This is a genomic window from Syntrophales bacterium, from assembly GCA_035363115.1.
Taxonomy (GTDB): domain Bacteria; phylum Desulfobacterota; class Syntrophia; order Syntrophales; family PHBD01; genus PHBD01.
In genome coordinates this window covers 517,145-540,095 of record DAOSEM010000001.1, presented here as the reverse complement: position 1 = coordinate 540,095, position 22,951 = coordinate 517,145, and the positions used below count along the sequence as shown (strand labels likewise).

General features: G+C 62.8%; 21 protein-coding genes. 3 read left to right on the top strand and 18 right to left on the bottom strand.

Features of this window, described 5'->3' with window-relative positions:
• The first annotated feature begins 357 nt into the window (after window positions 1–357).
• The 3 genes from PLO63_02390 (at window position 358) to PLO63_02380 (ending at window position 2,983) form a co-directional block, all read left to right on the top strand.
• Window positions 358–1,536, top strand: coding sequence for a TraB/GumN family protein (locus PLO63_02390; GenBank protein HOI72973.1), 1,179 nt, complete (start codon window positions 358–360; stop codon window positions 1,534–1,536).
• 10 nt (window positions 1,537–1,546) lie between these two features.
• Window positions 1,547–2,395 carry a rhomboid family intramembrane serine protease gene (locus PLO63_02385; protein ID HOI72972.1) on the top strand — a complete coding sequence of 283 codons (849 nt, stop codon included), beginning with the start codon at window positions 1,547–1,549 and terminating at the stop codon, window positions 2,393–2,395.
• A 165-nt stretch (window positions 2,396–2,560) separates the two neighbouring features.
• Complete coding sequence (locus PLO63_02380; protein ID HOI72971.1) at window positions 2,561–2,983, top strand: DUF3568 family protein; 423 nt, start codon at window positions 2,561–2,563, stop codon at window positions 2,981–2,983.
• Between the two features lie 60 nt (window positions 2,984–3,043).
• Here PLO63_02380 and PLO63_02375 read toward each other — a convergent pair whose 3' ends face one another.
• From PLO63_02375 to PLO63_02290, 18 genes are all read right to left on the bottom strand, one after another.
• Window positions 3,044–4,153 carry a glycosyltransferase family 9 protein gene (locus tag PLO63_02375; GenBank protein HOI72970.1) on the bottom strand — a complete coding sequence of 370 codons (1,110 nt, stop codon included), beginning with the start codon at window positions 4,151–4,153 and terminating at the stop codon, window positions 3,044–3,046.
• A gap of 247 nt (window positions 4,154–4,400) precedes the next feature.
• On the bottom strand, window positions 4,401–5,534 hold the full coding sequence (locus tag PLO63_02370; GenBank protein HOI72969.1) for an NAD(P)/FAD-dependent oxidoreductase: 1,134 nt from the start codon (window positions 5,532–5,534) through the stop codon (window positions 4,401–4,403).
• A complete protein-coding gene (locus tag PLO63_02365) occupies window positions 5,531–7,444 on the bottom strand; it encodes a nucleoside-diphosphate sugar epimerase/dehydratase (GenBank protein ID HOI72968.1) in 1,914 nt (637 codons plus the stop codon). Before PLO63_02365 ends, PLO63_02370 begins: the two co-directional genes overlap by 4 nt.
• An 11-nt stretch (window positions 7,445–7,455) precedes the next feature.
• Entirely contained in the window at window positions 7,456–8,622 is a 1,167-nt protein-coding gene (locus PLO63_02360) for a pyridoxal phosphate-dependent aminotransferase (protein ID HOI72967.1), read from the bottom strand.
• Entirely contained in the window at window positions 8,619–9,929 is a 1,311-nt protein-coding gene (locus PLO63_02355) for an O-antigen ligase family protein (GenBank protein HOI72966.1), read from the bottom strand. The genes PLO63_02360 and PLO63_02355 overlap by 4 nt, the downstream gene beginning before the upstream one ends.
• A complete protein-coding gene (locus PLO63_02350) occupies window positions 9,919–11,025 on the bottom strand; it encodes a DegT/DnrJ/EryC1/StrS family aminotransferase (protein HOI72965.1) in 1,107 nt (368 codons plus the stop codon). The genes PLO63_02355 and PLO63_02350 overlap by 11 nt, the downstream gene beginning before the upstream one ends.
• Window positions 11,026–11,061: 36 nt before the next feature.
• Window positions 11,062–12,045: a pyruvate dehydrogenase complex E1 component subunit beta gene (locus PLO63_02345; GenBank protein ID HOI72964.1), complete on the bottom strand. Its 984-nt coding sequence runs from the start codon at window positions 12,043–12,045 to the stop codon at window positions 11,062–11,064.
• Window positions 12,029–13,012, bottom strand: a complete 984-nt coding sequence (locus PLO63_02340) for a thiamine pyrophosphate-dependent dehydrogenase E1 component subunit alpha (protein HOI72963.1) — start codon at window positions 13,010–13,012, stop codon at window positions 12,029–12,031. The genes PLO63_02345 and PLO63_02340 overlap by 17 nt, the downstream gene beginning before the upstream one ends.
• Before the next feature lie 24 nt (window positions 13,013–13,036).
• The gene (locus tag PLO63_02335) at window positions 13,037–13,627 is read right to left on the bottom strand and encodes a sugar transferase (protein HOI72962.1); all 591 of its coding nucleotides are present in this window, start codon (window positions 13,625–13,627) and stop codon (window positions 13,037–13,039) included.
• The gene (locus tag PLO63_02330; protein HOI72961.1) at window positions 13,624–14,163 is read right to left on the bottom strand and encodes a GNAT family N-acetyltransferase; all 540 of its coding nucleotides are present in this window, start codon (window positions 14,161–14,163) and stop codon (window positions 13,624–13,626) included. Before PLO63_02330 ends, PLO63_02335 begins: the two co-directional genes overlap by 4 nt.
• Window positions 14,160–15,428 (bottom strand): glycosyltransferase family 4 protein, encoded by a 1,269-nt coding sequence (locus PLO63_02325; GenBank protein HOI72960.1) that lies wholly within the window; start codon window positions 15,426–15,428, stop codon window positions 14,160–14,162. The genes PLO63_02330 and PLO63_02325 overlap by 4 nt, the downstream gene beginning before the upstream one ends.
• A 65-nt stretch (window positions 15,429–15,493) precedes the next feature.
• Window positions 15,494–16,477 (bottom strand): Gfo/Idh/MocA family oxidoreductase, encoded by a 984-nt coding sequence (locus PLO63_02320; GenBank protein ID HOI72959.1) that lies wholly within the window; start codon window positions 16,475–16,477, stop codon window positions 15,494–15,496.
• A gap of 24 nt (window positions 16,478–16,501) precedes the next feature.
• Window positions 16,502–17,719 (bottom strand): oligosaccharide flippase family protein, encoded by a 1,218-nt coding sequence (locus PLO63_02315; protein ID HOI72958.1) that lies wholly within the window; start codon window positions 17,717–17,719, stop codon window positions 16,502–16,504.
• Between the two features lie 124 nt (window positions 17,720–17,843).
• A complete protein-coding gene (locus PLO63_02310) occupies window positions 17,844–18,992 on the bottom strand; it encodes a glycosyltransferase (protein HOI72957.1) in 1,149 nt (382 codons plus the stop codon).
• An 8-nt stretch (window positions 18,993–19,000) separates the two neighbouring features.
• A complete protein-coding gene (locus PLO63_02305; GenBank protein HOI72956.1) occupies window positions 19,001–20,125 on the bottom strand; it encodes an N-acetyl sugar amidotransferase in 1,125 nt (374 codons plus the stop codon).
• A complete protein-coding gene (locus tag PLO63_02300) occupies window positions 20,126–20,905 on the bottom strand; it encodes an AglZ/HisF2 family acetamidino modification protein (GenBank protein ID HOI72955.1) in 780 nt (259 codons plus the stop codon).
• A complete protein-coding gene (gene hisH / locus PLO63_02295) occupies window positions 20,899–21,516 on the bottom strand; it encodes an imidazole glycerol phosphate synthase subunit HisH (GenBank protein ID HOI72954.1) in 618 nt (205 codons plus the stop codon). The genes PLO63_02300 and hisH overlap by 7 nt, the downstream gene beginning before the upstream one ends.
• A gap of 1 nt (window position 21,517) precedes the next feature.
• On the bottom strand, window positions 21,518–22,948 hold the full coding sequence (locus PLO63_02290; protein HOI72953.1) for an oligosaccharide flippase family protein: 1,431 nt from the start codon (window positions 22,946–22,948) through the stop codon (window positions 21,518–21,520).
• Window positions 22,949–22,951 lie beyond the last annotated feature (3 nt).

The window sequence follows — 22,951 nt, the reverse complement described above, 5'->3', positions numbered from 1 at the left end:
CCGCCACGAAAGGGATCCGACCCTTTTCACGATGGTGGAAATGGATCCAATCCCTTGCTCGGGAAACCCTCTCCCGAATGGCCACGGGGACGCGGCCGGGGGTTTCCAGAGGAGCATTCGGGAAGCTTTCCCTCTCCGGCGCCGTCCCTGATTCTGAACGCCTTCCCGCTGATACGCTTCCGCGACGACGGAAGCCCCCGTGACAGCCCCCGCGCCCCGGCCTCCGTGTCAAAAAAATTACAGATTCGGCATCTTTTGCAGCCCGATGCAAGTCCCTTTACATCCCTTACGATTGCTGATAATGACAGTCGCCTTTGGGATCCCTCGTGGTTTCCCTCAATCAGTGACCAGAAAATCATGAATCTTCTCGAGCACCCCCATGTCCACCGCCTGCAGCATGACGGAAGGGAAATCCTCCTCGTCGGGACGGCCCACGTGTCGCGGGAAAGCGCCGACCTGGTGGAGCAGGTCATAAGCGAGGTGAAACCCGACACGGTATGCGTCGAGCTCTGCCAGCCCCGATTCGAAGCCCTGAAGCAGAGGGACAAGTGGCAGGAAATGGACATCGTCAAGGTCATTCGGGAGAAGCGGACGTCGCTCCTCCTCTCGCAGCTCCTTTTGGCCTCCTTCCAGAAAAAGATCGCCCAGCGCTTCAACATCCAGCCCGGCGAAGAGATGATCCGGGCCGTCGCAAAAGCGGAGGAAACGGGCGCCCGGGTCGTCCTGGCGGACCGCGAGGTCCGCGTCACCCTGATGCGGACCTGGCGCAGCATGGGACTCTGGAAGAAGGCGGGCCTGATGTCGGAAGTCCTCGCCTCCCTTTTCTATACGGAAGAGATCACCGAGGAAGAGATCGAGAAACTGAAAGAGCGGGACATGCTGGAGGTTGCACTCCAGGCCATCAGCGAAAAGCTCCCGCAGGTAAAGACCATCCTGATCGACGAGCGGGACCGCTACCTGGCCTCCCGGATCCGAGAAGCCGAGGGAGAGCGCGTTGTCGCCGTCGTCGGGGCCGGCCATGTCCCGGGAATCATCGAGAACATCGACCGGCCGGTGGATCGGGCCGAGCTGGAAACGATTCCCCCGCAGGGATGGCTGGCCCGCTCGGCCGGCTGGCTGTTTCCCCTTGCCATCCTGGCCCTGTTCGTCGGCGGTTTTTTCACGTCCGGAGGACGGACCAGCCTGGCCATGATCCTCTGGTGGTCGGGCATCACCGCTGCGTGCGCCAGCGCCGGCGCCCTGCTGATGCTCTCCCACCCCCTGACGATCCTGGCCTCCGCCCTTTCCGCCCCGATCGCGACGCTCCATCCCCTCATCGCCACGGGCTGGGTGGCGGGCCTCGTGGAGGCGACCCTGCGGAAGCCGCAGGTGAGGGATTTCCTGGACCTCAAGGACGACATCACCTCCTTCCGGGGATTTTTCCACAACAAGATCACCCGACTCTTGATCCTGGTGGCGTTCGTGAACCTGACCACCTCCATCGGGACCTTTGTCGCCATTCCGGTGGTGATGAAGTTCATCTTTCAGCCGTTATGAGGATGCAGCGATGACGGAAGAGGAGAAAAAGGCGATTCTCTGCCCCCAGTGCAGGCGTCTCATCAGCCGGGACGAGCCGGTTTGTCCGCATTGCGGCCTCTCCCGGCCCGGCACGCGCCGGGTAGCCGCCCTCTTGGGCCGGATCGGGTCGGGAGCCCTGAATCCCGTTCAGATCGTCCTGTTTTCCAACGTGGCGCTGTTTCTGCTGTCCCTGCTGCTGAATCCGTCCTCCCTCGGATTTTCCCTGAATCCCCTCTCCTTCCTGTCCCCCTCCGACGCCAGCCTGTTCTACCTGGGAGCCACCGGAACGGTCCCGATCCTGGGGTACGGGCGCTGGTGGACCCTCCTCACGGCATCCTTCCTGCACGGCGGGCTCCTCCACATCTTCTTCAACATGGCCGCCCTGACCCAACTGGGTCCCTTTGTATGGCGCCAATTCGGCTTCTGGCGCTTCTGGATCATCTACCTGGCAAGCGGTGTCGGCGGATTCCTCCTGTCCCTCCTGGCGGGCGTATCGTTTACCATCGGCGCCTCCGCCGGCCTCTGCGGCCTCATCGGAGCCATCTTCTACTACGGAAAGAGCCGGGGCGGCTTCCTGGGCGACATGATTTCCCGGCAGGCCATGGGCTGGATCGTGGGGCTGGCCGTCTTCGGCCTCCTCCTGCCGGGCATCAACAACTGGGCCCACGGCGGCGGACTCCTGGCCGGAATCGGCGCCGCCTTCCTGGCGGGCCACCGGGACCGGGGCCCCGAGACGGCTGCGCATCGCATGCTGGGGGCCACCCTGGCGGGAGCCACCGCCCTCACGCTGCTCTACGCCTTGTTGGGCGCAGCCGCCGCCGTCCTGCACCTGGGATGAAGGGCACCCGCCCGGTCCCGCACCCTGAATTGACAGCCCCGCCGCCTTTCGATAAGATGCAATTGCATCCGGATGTCCGCAGCTGGACCGAACCGCCCTGCCATCGGGGATGCGGTGCAGACGTAGAGAGAATTCCCTCTCCGCCGCAAAAACAGGAGAAAAACGATGATCCCGTACCGCCGAACACTCGTCTTCCTGTGCAGCGTCATGGCCGTCCTGACCGTGAGCGGCTGCTATACGGCCTCCACCGTCGAGGTGAAGGACCGGATCGTGGGCGTCCGCTCCGGCCGGTTTGTCGTGATCGACGGAAAGCTCGGCTCCGACTACCCGTACCCGTACGAGCAGGTCTGGAAAGCCGCGGAGAAGACCATGGCCCAGATCAGGGCCACGGACATCGTACCGGACCGGGGCATTGCCTCCGGCTCGATCAAGGGCAAGGTCGGCGGCGACGAGGTCATGATCATGATCGATTACGTCTCCAGGGAGCGGACCTCCGTCTGGGTCCTGGTCGGCCTGATCGGCGACACCCTGGGAACCCGGATGATCCACGAGAGGATTGCCGACAACCTGAAAAAACAGGCACCATGAAAGAAGCCCCTGCCGGTTTCCCGGCAGGGGCTTCTTCCCTCTTTCCTTCCGCGTGCCCGCTCAGGTGCGGGCCGTATATCCAAGTCCGTTCAGCAATTCCTCCAGGGCCTGCCTTACCTTCACCGGTTCAAGCTCCTCCAGGCATTCGCTGCGGTGCGAGTTGTCACAGCCGAGCTTCCGGCAGGGAACGCAGTCCCGGTCCGGAAAGACGACCCGGTGCCGCGGTCCCGGATGCGCCCAGGCCTCTCCGAAAGAGGGACCGTATATCGTTACGGTCGGCAGGCCCAGGGCCGCGGCCAGGTGAGGTCCTCCCGTGTCGACCCCGACGTGCAGGACGCTTCGCGCAATGACTCCCGCCAGCTCGGCCAGCGTCGTTTTCCCCGCCAGATTGTGGACATGATCGCCTCCACTCCGGACGAATTCGTCCGCCTTGCTGCGATCATCCATGGAGCCGACGACGGCGGACGCGACGCCCCGGCAATCCCAGAGCCACCGCATGACGGATATCCACTTTTCCGTGCCCCATTCCTTGTAGGTCCAGCGCGAATAGGGACTGATGGTCACCCAGGGAATCGCCATGTCCATTCCCTCATCCTTGAAGAGGCGGTCCACCCTCTCCGCGATGACCGGGGGAACGGGAAAGGGCGGCAAGTCCCCCACGATATCGATGCCGAAAGGCCGGAGTACGGCGAGGGACTGTTCCGCAGGCCCCCGGAACGGTCCTTTCCCGGGGAGAGGCGCCGCCGCCAGATGCGTGAACAGCCGGTTTCGCCAGAAAGGCACGTCGTTGCGGCCGTAAGCGAGGGCGATCCGCAGCGGCGCCCCGGTGCTCCAGGCCAGGAAGGCACCCCGCTCGTCCCCCCGCAGGTCCACCGCCAGATCAAAGCGGCGGCGCCGGAGACCCGCCAGGAAGCCGGCCTGGGCGGACAAGGATACAAGACCGCCCCCCTGAGGCTGAATCACCTCGACGATTTCCTGCAGGAAGGGATTCGCCTCCAGGAGTCCGCCACGTCCCTTTCTCGCCAGGAGGGTGATCGCCGCTTCGGGGAACCGGTCGTGGATGGCGGCCAGCGCCGGCCAGGTCCACACGATGTCGCCGATGTCACCCAACTGGATGACGAGAATGCGGCGGGGATTGCCAGGAATTTCATGATGTGGATGAATCAGCATGACCCATGAGGGGGACCGATTGGAAATCGGACCCCGCTTCCTTCAGGAGATGGACTTCTCGCCGACGTACGCGGGGGCGCGGCCGGGGGTTCCCAGAGGAGCAATTGGGAAGCGTTTCCAACACCCGGCGTACCGGTTCGCTAACGCCAAAACGGGGAAACGCTTCCGCGACGGCGGGAATCCCCATGACAGCCCCCGCGCCAAGGACGAAACAAAAGCAGCGGGGCGCGGCCCTCCATCCCGTCCTTCACTTTGATCGGAACCCGTCGAGAAACGGTTCCGCCAGGGCGGCCACCCGGCGGCCGATGGCCAGGGAGGTCGTCAGGCCCGGGGACTCGATGCCCACCAGGCTGATCAGGCCCGGAAGGCCGCGGTCGCTCTCCTCGCTGATGATAAAATCCCGGTATGCCTCGCCGGGCCCCTGCAGCTTGGGCCGGATGCCGCACATGTCCGGCTGCAGGGCCTCCGCCGGGATCCCGGGCAGGTAGCGCCGGACGGCATCGTGGAACCGGCCGCGGCGCCCCTCGTCGACCGCATAGTCGATCCGGTCGACGTATTCGACGTCGGGCCCGAAGCGGACCCTGCCCGCCAGGTCCACGGTGGCATGAATGCCCAGCCCCTCATTCCCGCGTTCCGGAGCGGGGTAGACCAGATGTTTGAGCCGGGGAGCGGAAGAAGCGGAGAAATAGTTCCCCTTGCAGAATTTGAGGCGGTAGTCCGCGGCGTCCACGTCGATGCCGGCCATGGCGGCCAGCCGGTCGGACGCCAGGCCGGCGGAGTTGACCAGAACCTTCGTCCGGAACCGGTATTCGCCGCCGTTGATCTCCACGTCGAAACCGTCTCCATCCGGCCGTATCGCCGTCACATCCGACCGGAATGCCGTGGTGGCCCCCGCCGCCTCCAGGCGGTACAGGAGCGCCTGCATGAACCGGTGGGAATCGATGATTCCCGTGGAGGGTGAAAACAGGGCCTCCCGGACCTGGATGGCCGGTTCCAGGCGCCGGATCTCCCGCGGCGTGAGAAAACGCAGATCCCGGACGCCGTTACGCTCTGCCTGTGCGCGAAGCCGATGGAGCTCCTGCCCGTCCTCGTCCCCGCCGGCCACGATCATCTTTCCCAGCCGCCGGTGCGGCACCCGCCACTGGGTACAAGCCTCATAAAGCATACGGCTCCCTTCGCGGCAGAGAACCGCTTTCAGGAGACCCGTCGGGTAATAGATGCCGGCATGGATGACCTCGCTGCTGCGGCTGCTGGTTTCACGACCGCAGGATTCATGACGCTCCAGAAGCAGGACGTCCCGGTATTCCCGGGACAGCCGCTCCGCCACGGCGAGGCCGACGACTCCGGCACCGATGACGGCGACAGAGAAGCAGTCCCTCAAAGAACGCTCCTTGAGTCCTGGGGAACGTATTCGGGAACGATTTCCCGGAGAAGGCGCCGGATCTCCGGGGCATCGTGGCGAGAAGCGGCGTCGCATAGCCGTTCAATCTCTTCATAGAGCATCCGGCGGAACGCCTCGGGATCCCCTTCCCGCTCCGGGTCCGGGTCGGGCCGGAGGACCAGGATCTTGTCGTGACCCGTGGGCACAATGCCTTCTCCCTCGGTGATCAGCTCCTCGTGCAGCTTTTCGCCCTCCCGGAGGCCCGTGAAGACAATCTTGACGTCCCGATCGGGCTCCTTTCCCGAGAGGCGGATCAGGTCCCGGGCCATCTCGACGATCCGGACAGGGGTGCCCATTTTGAGGATGTAGATCTCCCCGCCCTGCCCCATGGCGCCGGCCTGGATGATCAGTTGGGCCGCCTCGGGGATCGTCATGAAGAAACGGGTTACGTCAGGGTCCGTCACCGTCACGGGCCCTCCATGCTCGATCTGGCGCCGGAAAAGCGGAATCACCGATCCGGAGGATCCCACGACGTTGCCGAAGCGGACGGAGAGGAACCGGGTGCCCGTTCCCTGGTGGGCCTGGAGAATCAGTTCTGTGACCCGCTTGCTGGCCCCCATGACGTTCGTGGGTCGGACGGCCTTGTCCGTGGAGACCAGGACGAACCGCTCGACGCCGAAGGCGGCCGCCGTCTCCATGATCGTCCGGCTGCCCTGGATGTTGTTGAAGACGGCCTCCCAGGGATTCCGCTCCAGCATGGGGACGTGCTTGTAGGCGGCGGCGTGGAAGACGACCTGGGGATGGTACTTTTCCAGGACGGAGCGCATGAGGGACTCGTCCTGCACCTGCCCCAGAACCGGCTCGTATCGCCGGAAGGACAGCTCGTTCTCCATCTCCATCTGGATCTGGAAGAGGTTCGCCTCCGAGGCGTCCAGGAGGACGATCAGTCCCGGTTCGAACCGGACCAGCTGGCGGCAGAGCTCCGAGCCGATCGAGCCGCCGCAACCGGTGACGAGGATCGTCCGGCCTGCCAGGTAATTCCGGATTCCCGTCACATCGAGATGGACCGGGGGCCGGCCCAGCAGGTCCTCGTAGCTCACGTCCCGCAGGATCTTGACGCTGACCCTCCCATCGATGATCTCCCCGATGCCCGGGAGGGTCTTGTAGGTGACGCTGCACTCCTTACAGACGTCCACGATCCGCCTCATCTGCTCTCCAGAGGCGGACGGAACGGCGATGAGGATCTCCTCGATGTCGTGGCGCTTCACCAGGACGGGGATCTCGCCGACCTTGCCCAGGATCGTGACCCCATGGATGGAACGGCCCTGTTTGTGGGGATGGTCGTCGACGAACCCTACTACCTGGTAATGAATCTGCTCATTATCGCCGATTTCTCTCAGGATTTTCTCTCCCGCGTCGCCGGCCCCGACGATCAGGACCCTCCGCGGGGGTCTCGCGGCCAGGACAGCCTCCGCCCGGCCGTTCGCAGTTCGCGCCTGGTACATGTAGTAGGACCGGACAACGAGACGGTGGGCACCCGCCATCAGGAAGGTCAGGCCTCCGTCCATCAGGAAGACCGCACGGGAAAAATTCTCCTCCCGGAAGAAGAGGAAAATGACGGCCATGCTCAGGAGGACCCCCAGAACACAGGCAAGGGCCAGCCTCCAGAAATCGCGGACGCTGGTGTACCGCCACATGCCGTGGTAGAGGCCCAGGGTATAGAAAATGGCGACCTTGAGCGATACGAGCCAGGGAAGAACGACCGCGAACTGGGCGATCCGGGAGGCGTCGGGGGAAAACTCGAACCGGAACCAATAGGCCAGGGCATGGGCCGCAACGAACAGGCCCGCATCGATGAGAATCTTGGCGTAGAATCTCGGGTTCCGGAGTTGATGCGGTTTCGCGAGCATCGGTCCGACCGTCAGCGGCCCTCCCGGAAAGACAGAAGCCGGTTGCAGGCCTCCTCCAGAACGGGGGTTTCCTTGGCGAAGCAGAAGCGTGCCAGAGACTCCCCGTCCGTTCCGGAAAAGAAGGCCTCCCCGGGCACGCAGGCGACGCCGGTTTTGCCGAGCAGGTTCATCGCCTTCTCCTTGCTGCCTTGCCCGGGCACGGACGAGATGTCCGCCAATACGTAATAAGCCCCCCGGGGGACGTGGGGCCTGAGCCCGGCCCGGGCCAGGGCATTGCAGATCAGGTCCCTTTTGACCGTGAATTCAACCGACAGGTTTGCATAATACGCCGCATCCAGTTCCATCAGCCCCCGGGCCACCCCCATCTGGAGCGGGGACGGGGCGCAGACGTAGACCAGGTCGTTGAAGTAGCCGATGGCCCGGCTCCACCGCTCGTCGGCGATGCAGTAGCCGATGCGCCACCCGGTGATGCTGAACGTCTTCGAAAGCCCGGAAATCGTGACGGTCCGCTCCCGCATCCCCGGGAGCGTCGCCGGTGCCGTGTGGCTCCAGCCGTCATAAATGAAGTGCTCGTAGATCTCGTCGGTGAAGACAAACAGATCGTGGGCGCTGGCGAAATCGGCCAGCATCAGGAGCTCTTCCCGGGTAAAGACCTTCCCGGAAGGATTGGCCGGCGTATTGATCAGGATGCCCCGGGTCCGGCCCGTTACCGCCTTCTCCAGGTCCTCCCGCCGGAAGGTCCAGTCGGGAGGATTCAGGTTCACGTAGACCGGAACGGCCTCGGTGGCGACCAGGGTGCTGACGTGGTAGCCGTAGTAGGGCTCGAACAGGATGACCTCGTCCCCCGGATTCAAGAGGGCCAGGCAGGCACAGTAGAGGGCGCCCGTCGCGCCGGCGCTGACAATGATCTCCCTCTCCGGGTCCGGGTCCATGCCGGTGAAACGCCGCTGCTTGGCGGCGATGGCCACGCGCAACTCCGGGATCCCGTCGTACCGGGTGTACGTATTCAGCCCCGCCTCCATGGCCTCGCGGGCCCCCTCGCGAACGCAGGACGGTACCTCCATGTCGCAGACCCCCTGGGACAGGTTGATCCCGCCGATCCGGTCGCACTCGATGGACATGTTGCGGATCTCCGACTGGAGAACCCATTCGTGGCGCCTGCTCAGTTTCAGATTCATACCGTTGTTCCGCCTCGGCCTGCAGCCGGCGATCCGTTCTCTGATCCCCGGAACCGGATCTGCCACAGGATGGTGATCAGGGCAAACAGGATGTAGTGCAATACAATCTGTGGCCCCAGCATGCCGTCCATGAAAACGTCCTGAACGGCGATTCCGACGAGGGCGGCCAGGAGGCACGTGCCGGCGCCGGTAATCCCGCCCCCGGGGTCCTTCTTCATGGTCTGCCAGGCCAGGCGGCCCGCCGTGAAGAGGATCAAAAGCCACAGGACAAGGCCCGGGATCCCGGTCCGGACGGCGATATCGAGGTACGTATTGTGGGGGGATCCCCAGAACACGCCTCCTGGATGGTGCTGCCGGTACTCCTCCGGGAGCCGGATGTTGTATTTCGCCAGGTCCAGGGAGGCCGGGTCGCCATACGTGAGCATGCCGTAGCCGATCCCCAGGAGGGGATAATCCTTGATCACCTCCAGGGTGATCATGGCGATCTTGATCCGCCCGTCCCTCAGAAGCTCGGAGCCGCTCATGCGCTCTTTCATGCTGGGGATCATGGCGGCAATGACGAGGGCGATGATCCCCCAGAGGAGCCAGTTCCTCCTGCTCTTCAGGGTAAAAACGAAGACGGACGCGAGGACGGCCAGGAAGGTGGCCCGGGACTGGGTCAGGGCGGTCGCCAGAGCCGTCCCGACGATGCAGAAGCCGAGCAGGATCCGGAATCCCCTTTCCCGGACCGTTCCGATCAGGTGGAGCATCACGAAGACCGCCAGCAGCGAGGTATAGCTCAGGTATCCCGGAATGAATTCCATGAAGGGGAGCATGATCCCCATCCGCTCGCTGACGGGATTCCCTGCGAACAGGTAGAAATAGCTCATGACTCCGAAGGCCAGCAGAAAACCGGACAGGGCGAGGATCCAGCACAGGATCATGAACCGGCGGGGCGTTCGGAAAAAATGGATGAGGAGATAGAACAGGACGAGGTACTGGACCAGATGGGCGTACACGTCGTGAATGCTGTTGTCCGGCTTCAGCGCCGTGAAGAGGCCGAGGACGCTCCAGGCCAGGAAGAGCAGGAAGGGAACCGCCAGCGGCGTCCGAAAGGAGAAGCGGACGCGGCGGGTCACGGCCAGAGCCAGGGCAAGGATCGTGGCCCCGTAGAAGCAGATCAGCTCGACGGCCGTCTTCCGGGGAAAGGGATTCAGAAAAACGTAGATCCCCAGGAGGACCGGAACGGTCCAGTACAGCACGATCCAGACCTTCCCGTCCGGCGGACGGCCGATCCGGCTCTCCGGGGCCAGGTTCCTACTTTCCATAGAATCGCCGGACCACGGAGATCACGCAGGCGATCTCGTCGTCTTCGATTTCCACGTTCATGGGCAGGGAGCAGACCTCCCGGCTCAGGGCCTCCGTCTCCGGGAAGCCCCGGTCCTCCAGCTTCAGCGCCTCGTGCCGGTAATAGGGCTTGCGGAACTGGGTCAACACCTCGATGCCGTTGGCCCTGAGAAACTCGGAAAACCCGTTCCCCTGCTTCGAACGCACCGTGTAGTTCTGGTACACGTGGTCCCGCCGGGGATCGTCATAGTGGGGAAGCAGGAGGTCCGGCAGGTCCGAGAGGGCCTCCCGGTATCGGGCGGCGATCTCCTTCCGGCGGACGATCCATGCCGGCAGGTGGCGCAGCTTGACGTCGAGAAAGGCTGCCTGGAGGTTGTCCAGCAGGCACGTGAACCCGTGGCCGTGGTACTCCCCGGTTTCCCGGTCCTCCCCGTTGTAGCGCATCCGGCGCGCAAACAGGGCGATGTCGGGATCGTCGGTGGTGATGGCGCCTCCGTCTCCGTAACCGCCAAGGATCTTGAAGGGATAGAAGCTCCAGCAGCCCGTGAGCCCCCAGGATCCCGCCCGCTTCCCGAGCATGCTCGATCCCAGGCTCTGGCAGGCGTCCTCCACGACGGCCAGGCGGTGGCGCTCCGCGATCTCCATGACCCGGGGCATGTCCGCCATCCAGCCGCTCAGGTGGACCGGGATGATGCCCCGGGTCCGCTCCGTTACGGCCTCCTCGATCCGGTCGCAGTCGATGTTGAAGTCCTTCCCCACGTCCACCAGGACCGGGCGGGCCCCCACGTTCACCACGGCGGACGCGGTCGCCACAAAGGTGTGAGCCGGGACGATCACCTCGTCGCCGGGACCGATTCCCGCGGCTCTCAGCGACATGTGGAGGGCGTCGTAGCCGCTGTTGAGGCCCACGGCGTACTTCGTCCCCACGAAGGCCGCCAGGTTGTCCTCGAAGCTCCTGAGCTGGCCCCGGTCGATCAGGTCTCCCTTGCTCATCACCTCGAAATAGGCGGCATCGAGCTCGTCCCGGATCATCCGGTACACCTTTGCCGGCTCGACGAATCGTACCTTCCTCGTCATGTCACTCGCGCTCCTTCCCGCTCGAAGTCGCCTGCATCATGCAATCACTTCCCGGACCGCCGCAGCGATCCTGTCCCATCGCGGGTAATAGGCAGCCTCCAGGTCCCTGCTGGCCGGGGCGGGGCAGTCGGGAAGCGCCACGCGCCGGACCGGCGCCTTAAGATAAGAGAATCCTTCTCCCGCCGCCATGGCCGCGACTTCGGACGAAATGCCTCCGGTCAGCCACCCGGGATCGGCCACGACGAGGCGGCCCGTCTTCCGGACGGAGGCCAGGATCGCTTCCCGGTCCAGCGGCTTGGCTGTCCGCAGGTCGAGCATCTCCACCCGGATCCCCTCGCGGGCAAGCTCGTCCGCTGCCTTCTCCGCCTCCGGGACCAGGTAGGACAGGGCGACGACGGTGGCGTCGGATCCCTCCCGGCGCCGGACCGCTTTCCCGATGGGAGTCTCGTAAGGCTCCTCCGGGACCGCTTCCTCCAGTCCATAAAGCCAGCGGTCGTCAATGAACACCACCGGGTTCGGGTCCCGGATGGCCGCCATCATCAACCCCTTGGCGTCGGTGGGCGAGGCGGGCATGACGACCTTCAGCCCCGGCGCATGGGCAAACAGGGCGTGCAGGGCCTGGGAATGCTGGGCCGCCTGCTCCCCTCCCCGGTTGATGATCCCCCAGAAGACGACCGGGACGGAGGCTCGCCCGCCGTTCATGTACGACCAGTTGGCCGCCTCGTTGATGATGGGGTCGAAGGCGTAGAACATGAAATCCATCCGCGGATGGACCACCACGGGCCGCATTCCCGCCAGGGCCGCCCCCACCGCCGCGCCGGTCATGGCGTTCTCCGAAACGGGCGTGTCGATCACACGGGACGGGCCGAAGCGGTCGAGAAGACCCTGGGCGGTGTTGCCGACGTACCAGGGACTCTTCACTCCCTGCCCGATCAGGAACACCGAGGGATCGGCGGCCATCGCCTGGTGCAGGGCTTCGTTGATGGCCAGGCTGTAGGACAGGCTACGAGGCGAAGACATACTTCTGCAGGTCCTTTCCCGCCGGCATGGGGCTCCTCCGGGCGAATTCGTGGGCGCGTTGGACCTCGTCCAGGGCGTTCCGGTGGATCTCTTCCAGGGATTCCTTCTCGACGGCGAACCGTTCCATGAGGACGGCCTCGAATCGCCCGATGGGATCCTTCTCCAGCCAGGCTTTCACTTCCTCCGGAGGACGAATGTCCGTGTGGTCTCCCTGGATGTTGTCGTCAGGACCCACGTGCCCGCGGAACCGGTAGGTCAAAAACTCGAGGAACACGGGTCCGTCCCCGCGCCGGCAGGCCGCCACGGCCTCCCGGCCCGCCTCGCGGACCGCCAGAACGTCGTTTCCGTCCACCTGCCGTGCATCGATTCCGAAGGGCCGGGCGATGTGGAAGATGGGGCGGTCGGCCCGGCAGTCCCGGACGGGCATGTGGGTGGCATAGAAGTTGTTCTCGCAGGCAAAGATCAGGGGAAGTTTTTTCAGGGCGGCAAAGTTCATGCATTCGTAGAGCACGCCTTCACCGGTGGCGCCGTCGCCGAAGAAGGAGACCACCACCCGGCCGTCGCCCCGGATCGCCGAGGCCAGGGACGCCCCCAGGGCCAGCGACATCGTTCCCGCCACGACGGGGACTACGCCCAGGACTCCGTTCTCCGGGTCGATGAGGTGCATGGACCCGCCGCGGCCGCGGCAGCATCCCGTTTCACAGCCGTAGATCTCCGCCACCATGGCGTCCATCGACCCGCCCTTGGCGAGGTAATGGCCGTGGGAGCGGTGGTTGCCGAAGACGGCATCCTCTGTCTCCAGACACGAGCAGAGGCCGGCCGCGACGGCCTCCTGCCCCGGATAGAGATGGCAGGGGCACCGGACTTCCCCGCTCAGGATCGGCTCGACGAGGCTCTCCTCGCAGAGGCGGATCCTCAGCATCATCCGATACAGGGACAGCAGTTCTTCCTTCGGATATTCCGTCATGGACACCTCTCTCCGCCGCCGGCCTCACCGGCCCAGGATGACGCGCAGCGTCTCCAGGATGATCGCGAGATCCGTCCGGAATGACCGCTCCCGGACGTACTTCAACTGCAGCCGGATCTTCTCCGGGCGGATGTGCTCCTCGTAGTACCGGTCCGGGTCCGCCTGCCCGGCCAGGAGAGCCCCCTCGTCGGAGTTCCAGATGGACGCCCAGTCGGTGATGCCGGGACGGACGGTCAGGACCGCCTTCTCCTCCTCCGTGTACAGGTCGGTATAGCGCTTGACTTCCGGCCGGGGACCCACCAGGCTCATATCACCGGTCAGGACATTGATCAACTGGGGAAGCTCGTCCAGTTTGAACTTGCGCAAACGGCGCCCCACCCTCGTGATCCGGGGATCGTCGTCGGCGGTGGAGGAGGCGCCCATCTTCTCGGCGTCGACGACCATGGTCCGGAACTTGAAAATGCGGAAGGGACGTCCGTTCCTCCCTGTCCGCTCGCCCCGGTAGAAGACGGGTCCTCCGTCCTCCCGCCGGATCGCCAGGGCGACCCCGGCCAGAACGGGGCTCAGGAGGACCAGGCCGCAAAACGACACCAGGAAATCGAAGAGGCGCTTCATTGCTTCGCCGCGTCCTTCATCAGTTCATAGGCCCCCAGGAGCCGCAGGCCGAAACGACTCGTCCGGACCGCCGTTCCGTGTCGTTCGAATCCCGCCTTCCGAACAGCGGAGATCGAGGGTTCGTTGCCCTCCTCAACCACATACCAGAAACTCCGCCCCGGCTCCCCCAGGCGCTCCGTAATCCGAACCAGAGCCTCCGAGGCGATGCCGCGGCCCCGGAGCTCCGGCGCCGTCCACGTGTCGCCGACCTGGAGGTCCCCCCGACCCAGGAAGGGAAACCGGAAGAACGGCGGGGTCACCACGGAACGGTGCAGGGGAACCCCTTTATCATAAAGCAGCAGGATCCGGTAATCGGGATTTTCGAAGATCCGGGCATAGCGAAAGAGCCACCAGACGGCATACGGCAGGAGCGGCAGGCCCGGCGGAACCGGCCGCAGGATGGACGGCCGCCAGAGCATCCAGTCCCGGCCGCCGGCCGCACTGCGTTCCGGTGCCGCGTTCCGGCCACAGAGAAAACGGTAGACCTGAAATGTCACGGAGCCGCCCTTTCCCCGCCGGCCCGGAAGGACCGGGCCGTCTTCTCCAGGTGGTCCGCCATGGCGCCGTAGACGGCTCCGGCGGTGTAGGAGCGCTCATAGAGCGCCCGGGCATTCCGCTTCATTTCCTCCCGCTTCCCGTCATTCTCCAGCAGATCCGCCAGGGCTGCCGCCAGGCCTCCCGCATTTTCGGGATCATAGGTCACGCCGCAGCGGTTCGCCTCCAGGACCCGCCGGATGCCCTCGCTCTCGCTGGCCACCACGGCCAGGCCGCCGCAGAAGTATTCCACCACCTTGTTGGACACCGTGTGCGTCGCGCCCCGGATGAAGCTGGCAAGGCCGAAGTCGGCCGACTCCATGAGTCGGGCGATGGCCTCCGGGCTCACCCGTCCCGGTAGGACGACGTTGGGAAGCCCTTCCGCCCGCGTACGCAGGGCCGGCAGCTTCTTGCCGTCGCCGCAGAGAACGAACTGGAGGTCCCGGTGAGGGCCTGCTGCCAGTTCCCGGGCCGCTTCCACGACCGTCTCAAGGTCGTAGGATTCTTCGAAAGACCCGAAGAAGCAGGCCAGGGGGTGCTCGAAGCGGACGCCCGCCCGGCGGAGGAGTTCTTCCTCCCGGCTCCTCTCCCCGGCGCTCAACGTCCGCTCCCGGTAGGCATGGGAAAAGGTCCCGTCGAAGGCCCCCGGGGCCCGCCTCCCGTAATCCCGCCCCCATTGGACGAAATCGTCGCGGATCCCGAGAATCCCAGTGGCCTGACGGAAGACGCGCCGGTTCCGCCGGAACTCGAACCACAGGGCAAGGCGTCCGAGGGGCCTGAGGAGCGGCGGGACGACGTCGAGGAAGATGTCCGGCCAGAGGTCCCGGACGTCGATGAGCAGGGGAATCCTCCGCTGTGCGGCATAGTCGGCGGAGGCGGCGCACATGCTGGGCGAGGGCATGCCGCAGAGGAGAATGTCCGGGGGCTCTTCCTCCCGGGCAAGGGCGGCGAAGCGGCGGGCCAGGATCTCATAGTGCCGGATCCGCTGGAAGCCGATGTGCCGCCGGTACGGCGGTACGTGGATCAGGCGGATCGTGTAGTTGTCCCGCCAGCGGATCGTCGTGTCGGCCTCGCAGCGCTGAAACTTGTGGAGATAGAAGCTGGGCTGCCATCGGATCACCTCGTGTCCCCGGTCCGCCAGGATGTCCGAGAGGATTCCGTAACGCCAGGGGCGGACGGCCCCGTCGATGGGCAGCTCCTCGCCGATGAAGACGATCCAGACCTTCAAGATTCACCGTCCCCGCGTTCCGGGCCGGAACCGGGGTGATCCGGATGAGCCCGCTCCGGGAGCGTTCACGAGGCCAGGATCTCCACGACCTTCCGGGCATGGTCGATGCCCGTCAGGCAGGGTGTCCCCTTTTCGATGCAGTCGAAGAAGTGGTCGATCTCCACCTTCAGGGGCTCCTGGAAGTCGATCTTCGGGATCAGTATGTCGCCGGAACGGAGGCTGAAGGTCGGATAGGACGGCCCGTCGTAGTCCATGTTCTCCCCCAGGACGGCCCTGCGGTCGATCCCCTTGTCGTAGACGGCGATCTTATTGTCCGCCACGTCGTCGTAGACGACCATCTTCCGGGAGCCCACGACGGTCATGCAGCGGATCTTGCCGGGGTCCAGCCAGCTCACGTGGATGTTGGCCATGATCTTCCCGGGGTACTGGATGTTCATGAAGACCACGTCGGCGATCCCCGGCTGGATGAAGTCCACTCCCCGCTTCACCACCGACACCGGCTCGGGGTCGCCCAGCCAGTACTGGATGATGCTGACGTCGTGGGGAGCGAAGTTCCAGAGGGCGTCGACGTCGGAGCGGATGCGCCCCAGGTTGAGCCGCTGGCTGTAAATGTAGCGGATATCGCCGATCTCTCCGGAATCGATCAGCTTTTTCACGAAGCGGACCGCGGCGTTGTAGAGGAATGTGTGGCCCACCATGGCCACCTTCTTTCGCTCCTCCGCCAGCCGGCCGATGGACTCCACCTCCGCCACGCTCCGGGCCAGGGGTTTCTCCACCAGGATGTGCTTTCCCGCACCCAGGGCAGTCATGGAGAGATCGTGATGGCTCGCCACGGGGGTGGCGACGATGACCGCGTCCACCTCCGGGTCTTTGAAAACGTCCTCCACCCGGTCCGTCACTGCAACGGAAGGGTACAGGGACTGGACGTAATTCCGGCGCTCCGCCGACAGCTCCGCCACGGCCTTCACCCGGCAGCGCCGGTTGGCCACCAGGTTGCGAAGCAGGTTGGGACCCCAGTATCCCACGCCGATCTGGGCGACTTGAATCATGATATGCTCCTTGTCGAGGGTTGTTTATGCGGAAAGGGACTTCTCATGGCCCGCGTGGATCCGGTATAGGATCCCTCCGTACAGCAGATACAGAAATATCTCCTTGCAGGACCAGAACCACAGAAAAGACTTGATGTCGTTTCTCCAGAACAGAAAGGCCAGGATCAGAGCGGTCGCCATCGCCAGGAACGAAAGGATCTGCCAGCCGAGCAGGAGGTTGAGCTTCTCGAAGGCCATGAGTCCGAGGCTCGTCGGCGAGACCACGAGCTGCGAGAGGAACCCGACGGCGAGGATTGCAGCGTATTCCCCCGCCTCACCCCATTTGGTCCCGAGTAGAAACGTGAAAATCTCCTGGCCGAAGAGGACCAGGAGCACGATGGGACCGACGGAGCAGACAAAAAGAAGTTTCCACGTCCTGATCAGCAGGGACGTCGCCTCTTCCCGATCACGCCGGAAACGGGCAACCCGCTGGTAGAACACCTGGCCGAGCGTCACGCTGAAAAAGTCCACCGCGCCCCTGAGAAGCCTGTCGGCAACGGCAAAGGAGCCGCCGATATGTGGGGAAAAGAGGACCGGCAGCGCGATCAGCGGAATCTGCACGGCTGCTGCATCCAGGAAGGCACCAATGCCTGCCTTCTTGGGAAAGTCCGCGTACCGGGAAGCGACGGCGACCATGCGTGACCGATCGACGGCTTCCGTGAATATGATTCTGGTCCTCCTCAACAAGGGAACAAGTCCGGCCGCGAGGCCGATTACATAACCAAAAATCAGGCCTCCTCCCGGCAATGCGACAAACGGATACGCGATCAACTGCCCCAGGACCGTGGCAACGGACTTCGCCACCCGGAATAGAACGATGCCGCGAAAGCGCCGACCTCTCAAGCACCAGTTGTAAAGCGTATTGGAAGCTCCGACCAGCAGAATGCACAGGGGGAGCAGGGGGAGCCAGGGACGCAGCTCGGTGGCGCGGACGCGGAACCATGGAGACAGCCACACATAGGTGGAAAACACAAGCACCAGGATCACCAGGCTGACACTCCCTAAAATCAACAGGGAGAATCTTGCGAGTACCGCTGCGTCCTCTTCATCTTCCGGCAGAGGTATGGCGACTTCGTACCGGAAAGCCGAGAGGATACCGATCAGGGAAACCACGCCGGCAAACATGGAAAACACGCCGAAATGAGAGGGGAGATAAAACCGGGCGAGCACCAGGGTGCCGAGAAGGGCGATCCCCTGTGCCACGGCCGTCCCTCCCATCATAGTCACCGTATGGGCAAAAAAGGACTTTCGCCTCATACGGTGGAAAAACCGGTCCAAGAGTCTCAGCATGGTTCAGTCCATCACCCGGAGGAGCCTGTCTGGATTCTTAACGACTGACAAATCCTATTTCCTGATAGGCATCGAGCATTTCTTTTTCCTCCACGTGCCATCCGAATCCTTCCCGGGCCTCCAGTGCCCGTTCCCTCTTCCCGTCCACATCCGGCATCGAGATCCCCCCGATGAGCCTCAACGCCCCGTCGTCGGACGGATCGCATTTCCAGCCGCACCCGAAGCGGTCAACCACCTGCGCCATCTCCGGCAGATCGCTGACGACGACGGGGAGGGCCGCATTCAGGTATTCCCAGATCTTGTTGGGAAGGCAGTAATAGTGATTGAGACACGTGTTTTCGATCAGGTGAACACCCACGTCGGCACCGGAGGTATAGCGGAAGACCTCGGACGGCGGAACGGCGGGATGGTAATGGATGTTCGGATGCGCACCGGCGAAGCGCTTCACCAGATCGACGTCTTCCCCGAATCCCATGCAGACAAGATGCCGGTTTTCATCGAGCCGGGAGAAGACATCCAGCAGGCGCCGGATGCCCCGATCCTTCGCCATGGCTCCCTGGTACAGGAAAAGGATCTCCTCCCCGCCGACGCCGCAGGCGTCGCGCAGCATGGAGGTTTTCGCGGGAACGGAATCCGGACGGTAGGGAACGTTCTTCACGACCCAGACCCGCTTCAGACCGTAGGTCCGCCGGTACCAGGAGGCGATGGAGTCGTTGACGGCGATGACCGCGTCCGCCTCGCGGATCAGGATCCGTTCGACCCGTCGGGCCAGCACCCTGCGGATGCCGGTGGAACCGGCGGTCTCCGTTTCCAGTTCGTGGGTATCGTAGATCAGCTTCGATCCCTTGAGCCGTTTCAGGAGCACACAAAGCGGAAGAACCGACAGGCTGTGGGCGTTTATGCAATCGATGCGCTCTCCCCGGAGAGACTGCATCACCCGCCAGGACCATTCCCCGACCCGGACGGCTTTCCAGAAGGTACCGCTCCTTTCTTCCCCGATCCGCCTCCGGATGCGGACGACCCTTCGCGTCTCGTCCAGGTCCTCTTCTTCCGCCAGCCCTTCCTCCCAGGTGGCCATGATCCGGATCCGGTCGAACACGTTCGCCTCCTTCAGGCTTCTCGTGATCTTGAGAATCCGGCTCTCGTTCCGGAACGGGGTGGGATAGATATGAACGTTCAGGGACACGGGCGGTCTCAGGCGGACGTGGCGATCTTCTTGAAGCGGGCCCGCAGGTTTCCCATGGTATGAAAAAAGAAGGAGTGATTGGGATAATCCCGATAGGACTTGACGGGCCGGTTCATCAGTTCCTCGAAAGCCTCCTCGGTCAGGCCGAATTTCTTGATGACGAATTCCCGGTCCTCCCGGAGATCGTTGTTCGCGTACGGATCCTTTTCCATCTCCTTGAGAGCCTCCTCCCGGCTCATTTCACCGGAACAGACGAGCGTGGACAGGTGGGCCCGGCGCTTGTCGAACCCGAACTTGCGGGGAAGGATGTAGCCCTGGAAAAAGCGGGTGTAGATGGATTCGTAGTGCTTTCCGCCGTAGTAGCGCCAGCACAGTTCCTCCTGGATAATTTTCATGGCCCGGGCCTTGTTGTAGTCCACGTAGTTGAGAATGGGTATGAGCCGGATTCCCCGGGCGAAGACGAGGTACAGGAATCGCGTCAGGCTGATCCTGGGCGTTGTCCTCAGGGGAATCGTGCCGTAGATCCGGTGCACCGCTTCCAGGTGCTTCCGGTCCTGGTTGTAATATCCCCAGCTGAACGGGAGAATGCCCTCCGTGGCGACGTTTCCTCCCCCGAAGATGTAATGGATGTTGTGTTTCGCCGCGGCATTGAACAGGAGGGCCGTGATGGCGTGATCGGTTGGAATCTCGCAGTTGGCCACGGAGGCTTTCAGGAAGGACAGCTGGAGATCCTTGAATTCCTCCCAGTCCACCACGTGGGTCTGCAGATCGATGCCCAGCCGGTCGAGCGTCTTCTTGATATTGTCCACCGCCAGTTCGGTGTCCCATCCATTGTCGAAATGAATGGCCAGGGGTCTCAGCCCCAGTTTCCGGACCGTGTAGGCCACCATCGTGCTGTCGACCCCGCCGCTCACCCCGATGATGCAGTCATAGTCCTTCCCCCGGCCCCGTTCCCGGATCCGCTCGACCATGGCCTCGAGCCTTTGCCTTCCTTCTTCTCCCCGGAACACCTCCGAGGCCGCCCGGACCTCGTAATTCCGGCAATGGTTGCAGCGCCCCTGCCCGTCGAACGAAATGTCCGGGTCCGACGTGTCCATGATGCAGTATGTGCAGATCCGGTAAGGTCTTTCCATTTACGTCTCCCTGTCCGGAGCGGCCGGAAAGGCCGCGTCCAGTTCTTCCCTGGACGGATAGCTGATGAGAACCGCCCGGTGGCGCCCGTGAAACACGAACAGGCTGCCCGCAGCGGCTGCGGCGGCCCCGCGCTTCACCGCCGCTGTAATGTCCGAAAGGCCGCCGGCGCCTCCGCAGGCGATCACCGGAATCCCGACCGCCTCCGCCACCCGTCCGACCAGTTCCAGGTCGTAACCCTGCTGCGTACCGTCCCGATCGATCGAGGTGAGCAGAAGCTCCCCGGCCCCCATCTCCTCCATGTGGCGGACATGGGCCAGGATGTCCTTCCGCGCGTTCCGGCGCCCTCCGTGCGTAAAAATCTCATACTTCCCGAAGAGGCTCTTCTTTACATCCACGGAAACGACGATGCTCTGGCTCCCGAAGGCCTTCGCCGCATTCCGAACCAGGTCGGGATCTTCAACCGCCGCGGAGTTGAGGCAGACCTTTTCGACCCCCAGGCTGAAGATCTTCTCGATCTCCTGGAGGCTCCGGATTCCGCCGCCATATGCCAGCGGCATGAAGCACTCGCTGGCTATCTCCGAAATCACCTGATAGGGCGGAGGCCTTTTCTCGATCGTCGCCGTTATGTCGAGAAAGGCGAGTTCGTCCACCTCTTTGTCGTTGAAGATCTTGATGGCGTTGATGGGGTCTCCGACGTACGTCGGATCCTTGAACCGGACGGTCTTGACCAGGCCCCGGCCCTTGAGCAGCAGGCAGGGAATCACTCTCGTAATCAGCATTTTTCCGCGAAGTTCTTCAGGAGGCGCATACCGAACCGGTGGCTTTTCTCCGGATGGAACTGAACTCCGATGATGTTGTCCCTCGCAAACGCGGACACGAAATCTCCTCCGTAATCCGTCGTCGCCAGCACATCCGCCCCGGCGCGGCATTGCACGTGATAGGAGTGGACGAAATAGAACCGGCTGCCCTCCGCCATCTCCTCGAAAAGCGGGTTCGCGCCCCGCACCCGGATCGTATTCCACCCCATGTGGGGCACTTTCAGGTGCCGACGGGACTCGTCAAACCGGAAGCGCACGGTCTCGGCGTCGATCCAGCCAAGTCCCGGCAGAACCCCTTCCTCGCTCCGGCCGGTCATGAGCTGCATCCCCAGGCAGACCCCGAGGACCGGAATTTTCCGGCTCAGGACGCTCTCATTCAGGACGGGCATGAGCCCCGTCGAGCGGAGGTTCTCGATCGCATGATCGAAGGAACCCACTCCCGGCAGGATGATTTTGTCCGCCTGCCCGACGACCTGGGGATCCTGGGAAATCATGGCCTCCCGGCCGATCTTCTTCAGCATGTTCCGGAGTGATCCGAGATTCCCCACCCCATAGTCGACGATAATGATCACGCTACACCCCTTCTGCAAACAAGCCGGAGCAGGATATGTGAACAACCATACAAAGAATGATGACCGTACCGTTCACAACAATTGCTGCAAACGGATGAAGTAATATCATACAGATGCAGCTGAGTGCTCCTGAAACAGCAACCAAACCGGCAAGGAGCTTCAGCAGGCCCATCAGCTTCAGTTTCTTGAAATCAGCCTCGCTGAAAATGACATGGAGAAGATAGAAATGGTAAATTGTTAATGTTAACGATTGCAGAACAATCGCCAGAAGTATGTTCTCCAGTAAAACCATCACCAGCGTGAACAACCCGATGACAATGACGGATGAGACAAAATCCAGCTTGAACAGGAGGCGCTGACGGCCAAGAACGTCAAATGACCGATCCATCCAATTACTAAGGAGTTTTGGAATGATGGGAGCTGAAAGAACGGCGGCGTAGATACCTGCCTCACGCCAAGCCTCGCCAAAAAATAACGCAAACAGAGTCTCGGCGTGAAAAAGAAAGAGAACCCAGAAGGGAACGGCGCAAATCGAGATTGCATATAGAAGTGTTTTCAATCTCCCCTCAAGAACTTCCAAGCCCGCGGTTGCTCCGCTCTGGAAAAAGACAGGCCGTATGGCACTGCTGAGAAGGCTATTTGGCACATTGATCACACGTGAAGACAATCCATAAAAACCAAGGCTTTCCTTGCTGGCAAAACCAGCAAGCAAAAAATACGGAACCCGCTCGCGAAAAGTCCCTATCAGGGTGTAAGGCGTCATGTGAGTCAGATATACACGGTAGCGAGAAAACAAACGTAAAATTTCCTCCATTGAGACACCGTGGGCAATAGCACGTCCGTATTTAGCCAGTATCAATGCGAGCATGAGAATAATCACAATGGACTGGCCGGCCAAAGTCCCGATGATCAGACCCGAGGAATCTTTCCGGCCAACTGTGGCCATTATGATTTGCACCAGGCACACCATCAGAGGCAAGAGTAACTGCATCATCGCGTACCATTGAAATTCCTTCATTCTCACACACCAGTGCACACATGCTTGGTAAAATCCCGTTACTGCGACAAGATAGGATATGTACAATAACCAATGCTTCAGTTCCTGGCGGAACCCTCTGCCAATCAGATCATCCTGGAACAACGGCAGCAACAGACCGGATGCCACCGCAACGAGTAACGAAACAGCCAGACAGATAACGAAAAGATTCGAAGCCTCCTCGTCTGACCTGGGAAGAACCAGGGCAAGTTCAAAGCGCAACGTTGCAATGGAACTGAACAGAATTGCGGTACTCATCATCAGTGCCCATCCCGCGTAAGCCTCTGGTGCATAGAGGCGTGTAATAAGCGGGATCACCGCAATATTCAATAAAAAGGCACCGACACTTCCCAAACCAACCGTGAAAACATGATGGACAAAATCGGACAGCTTCATTTT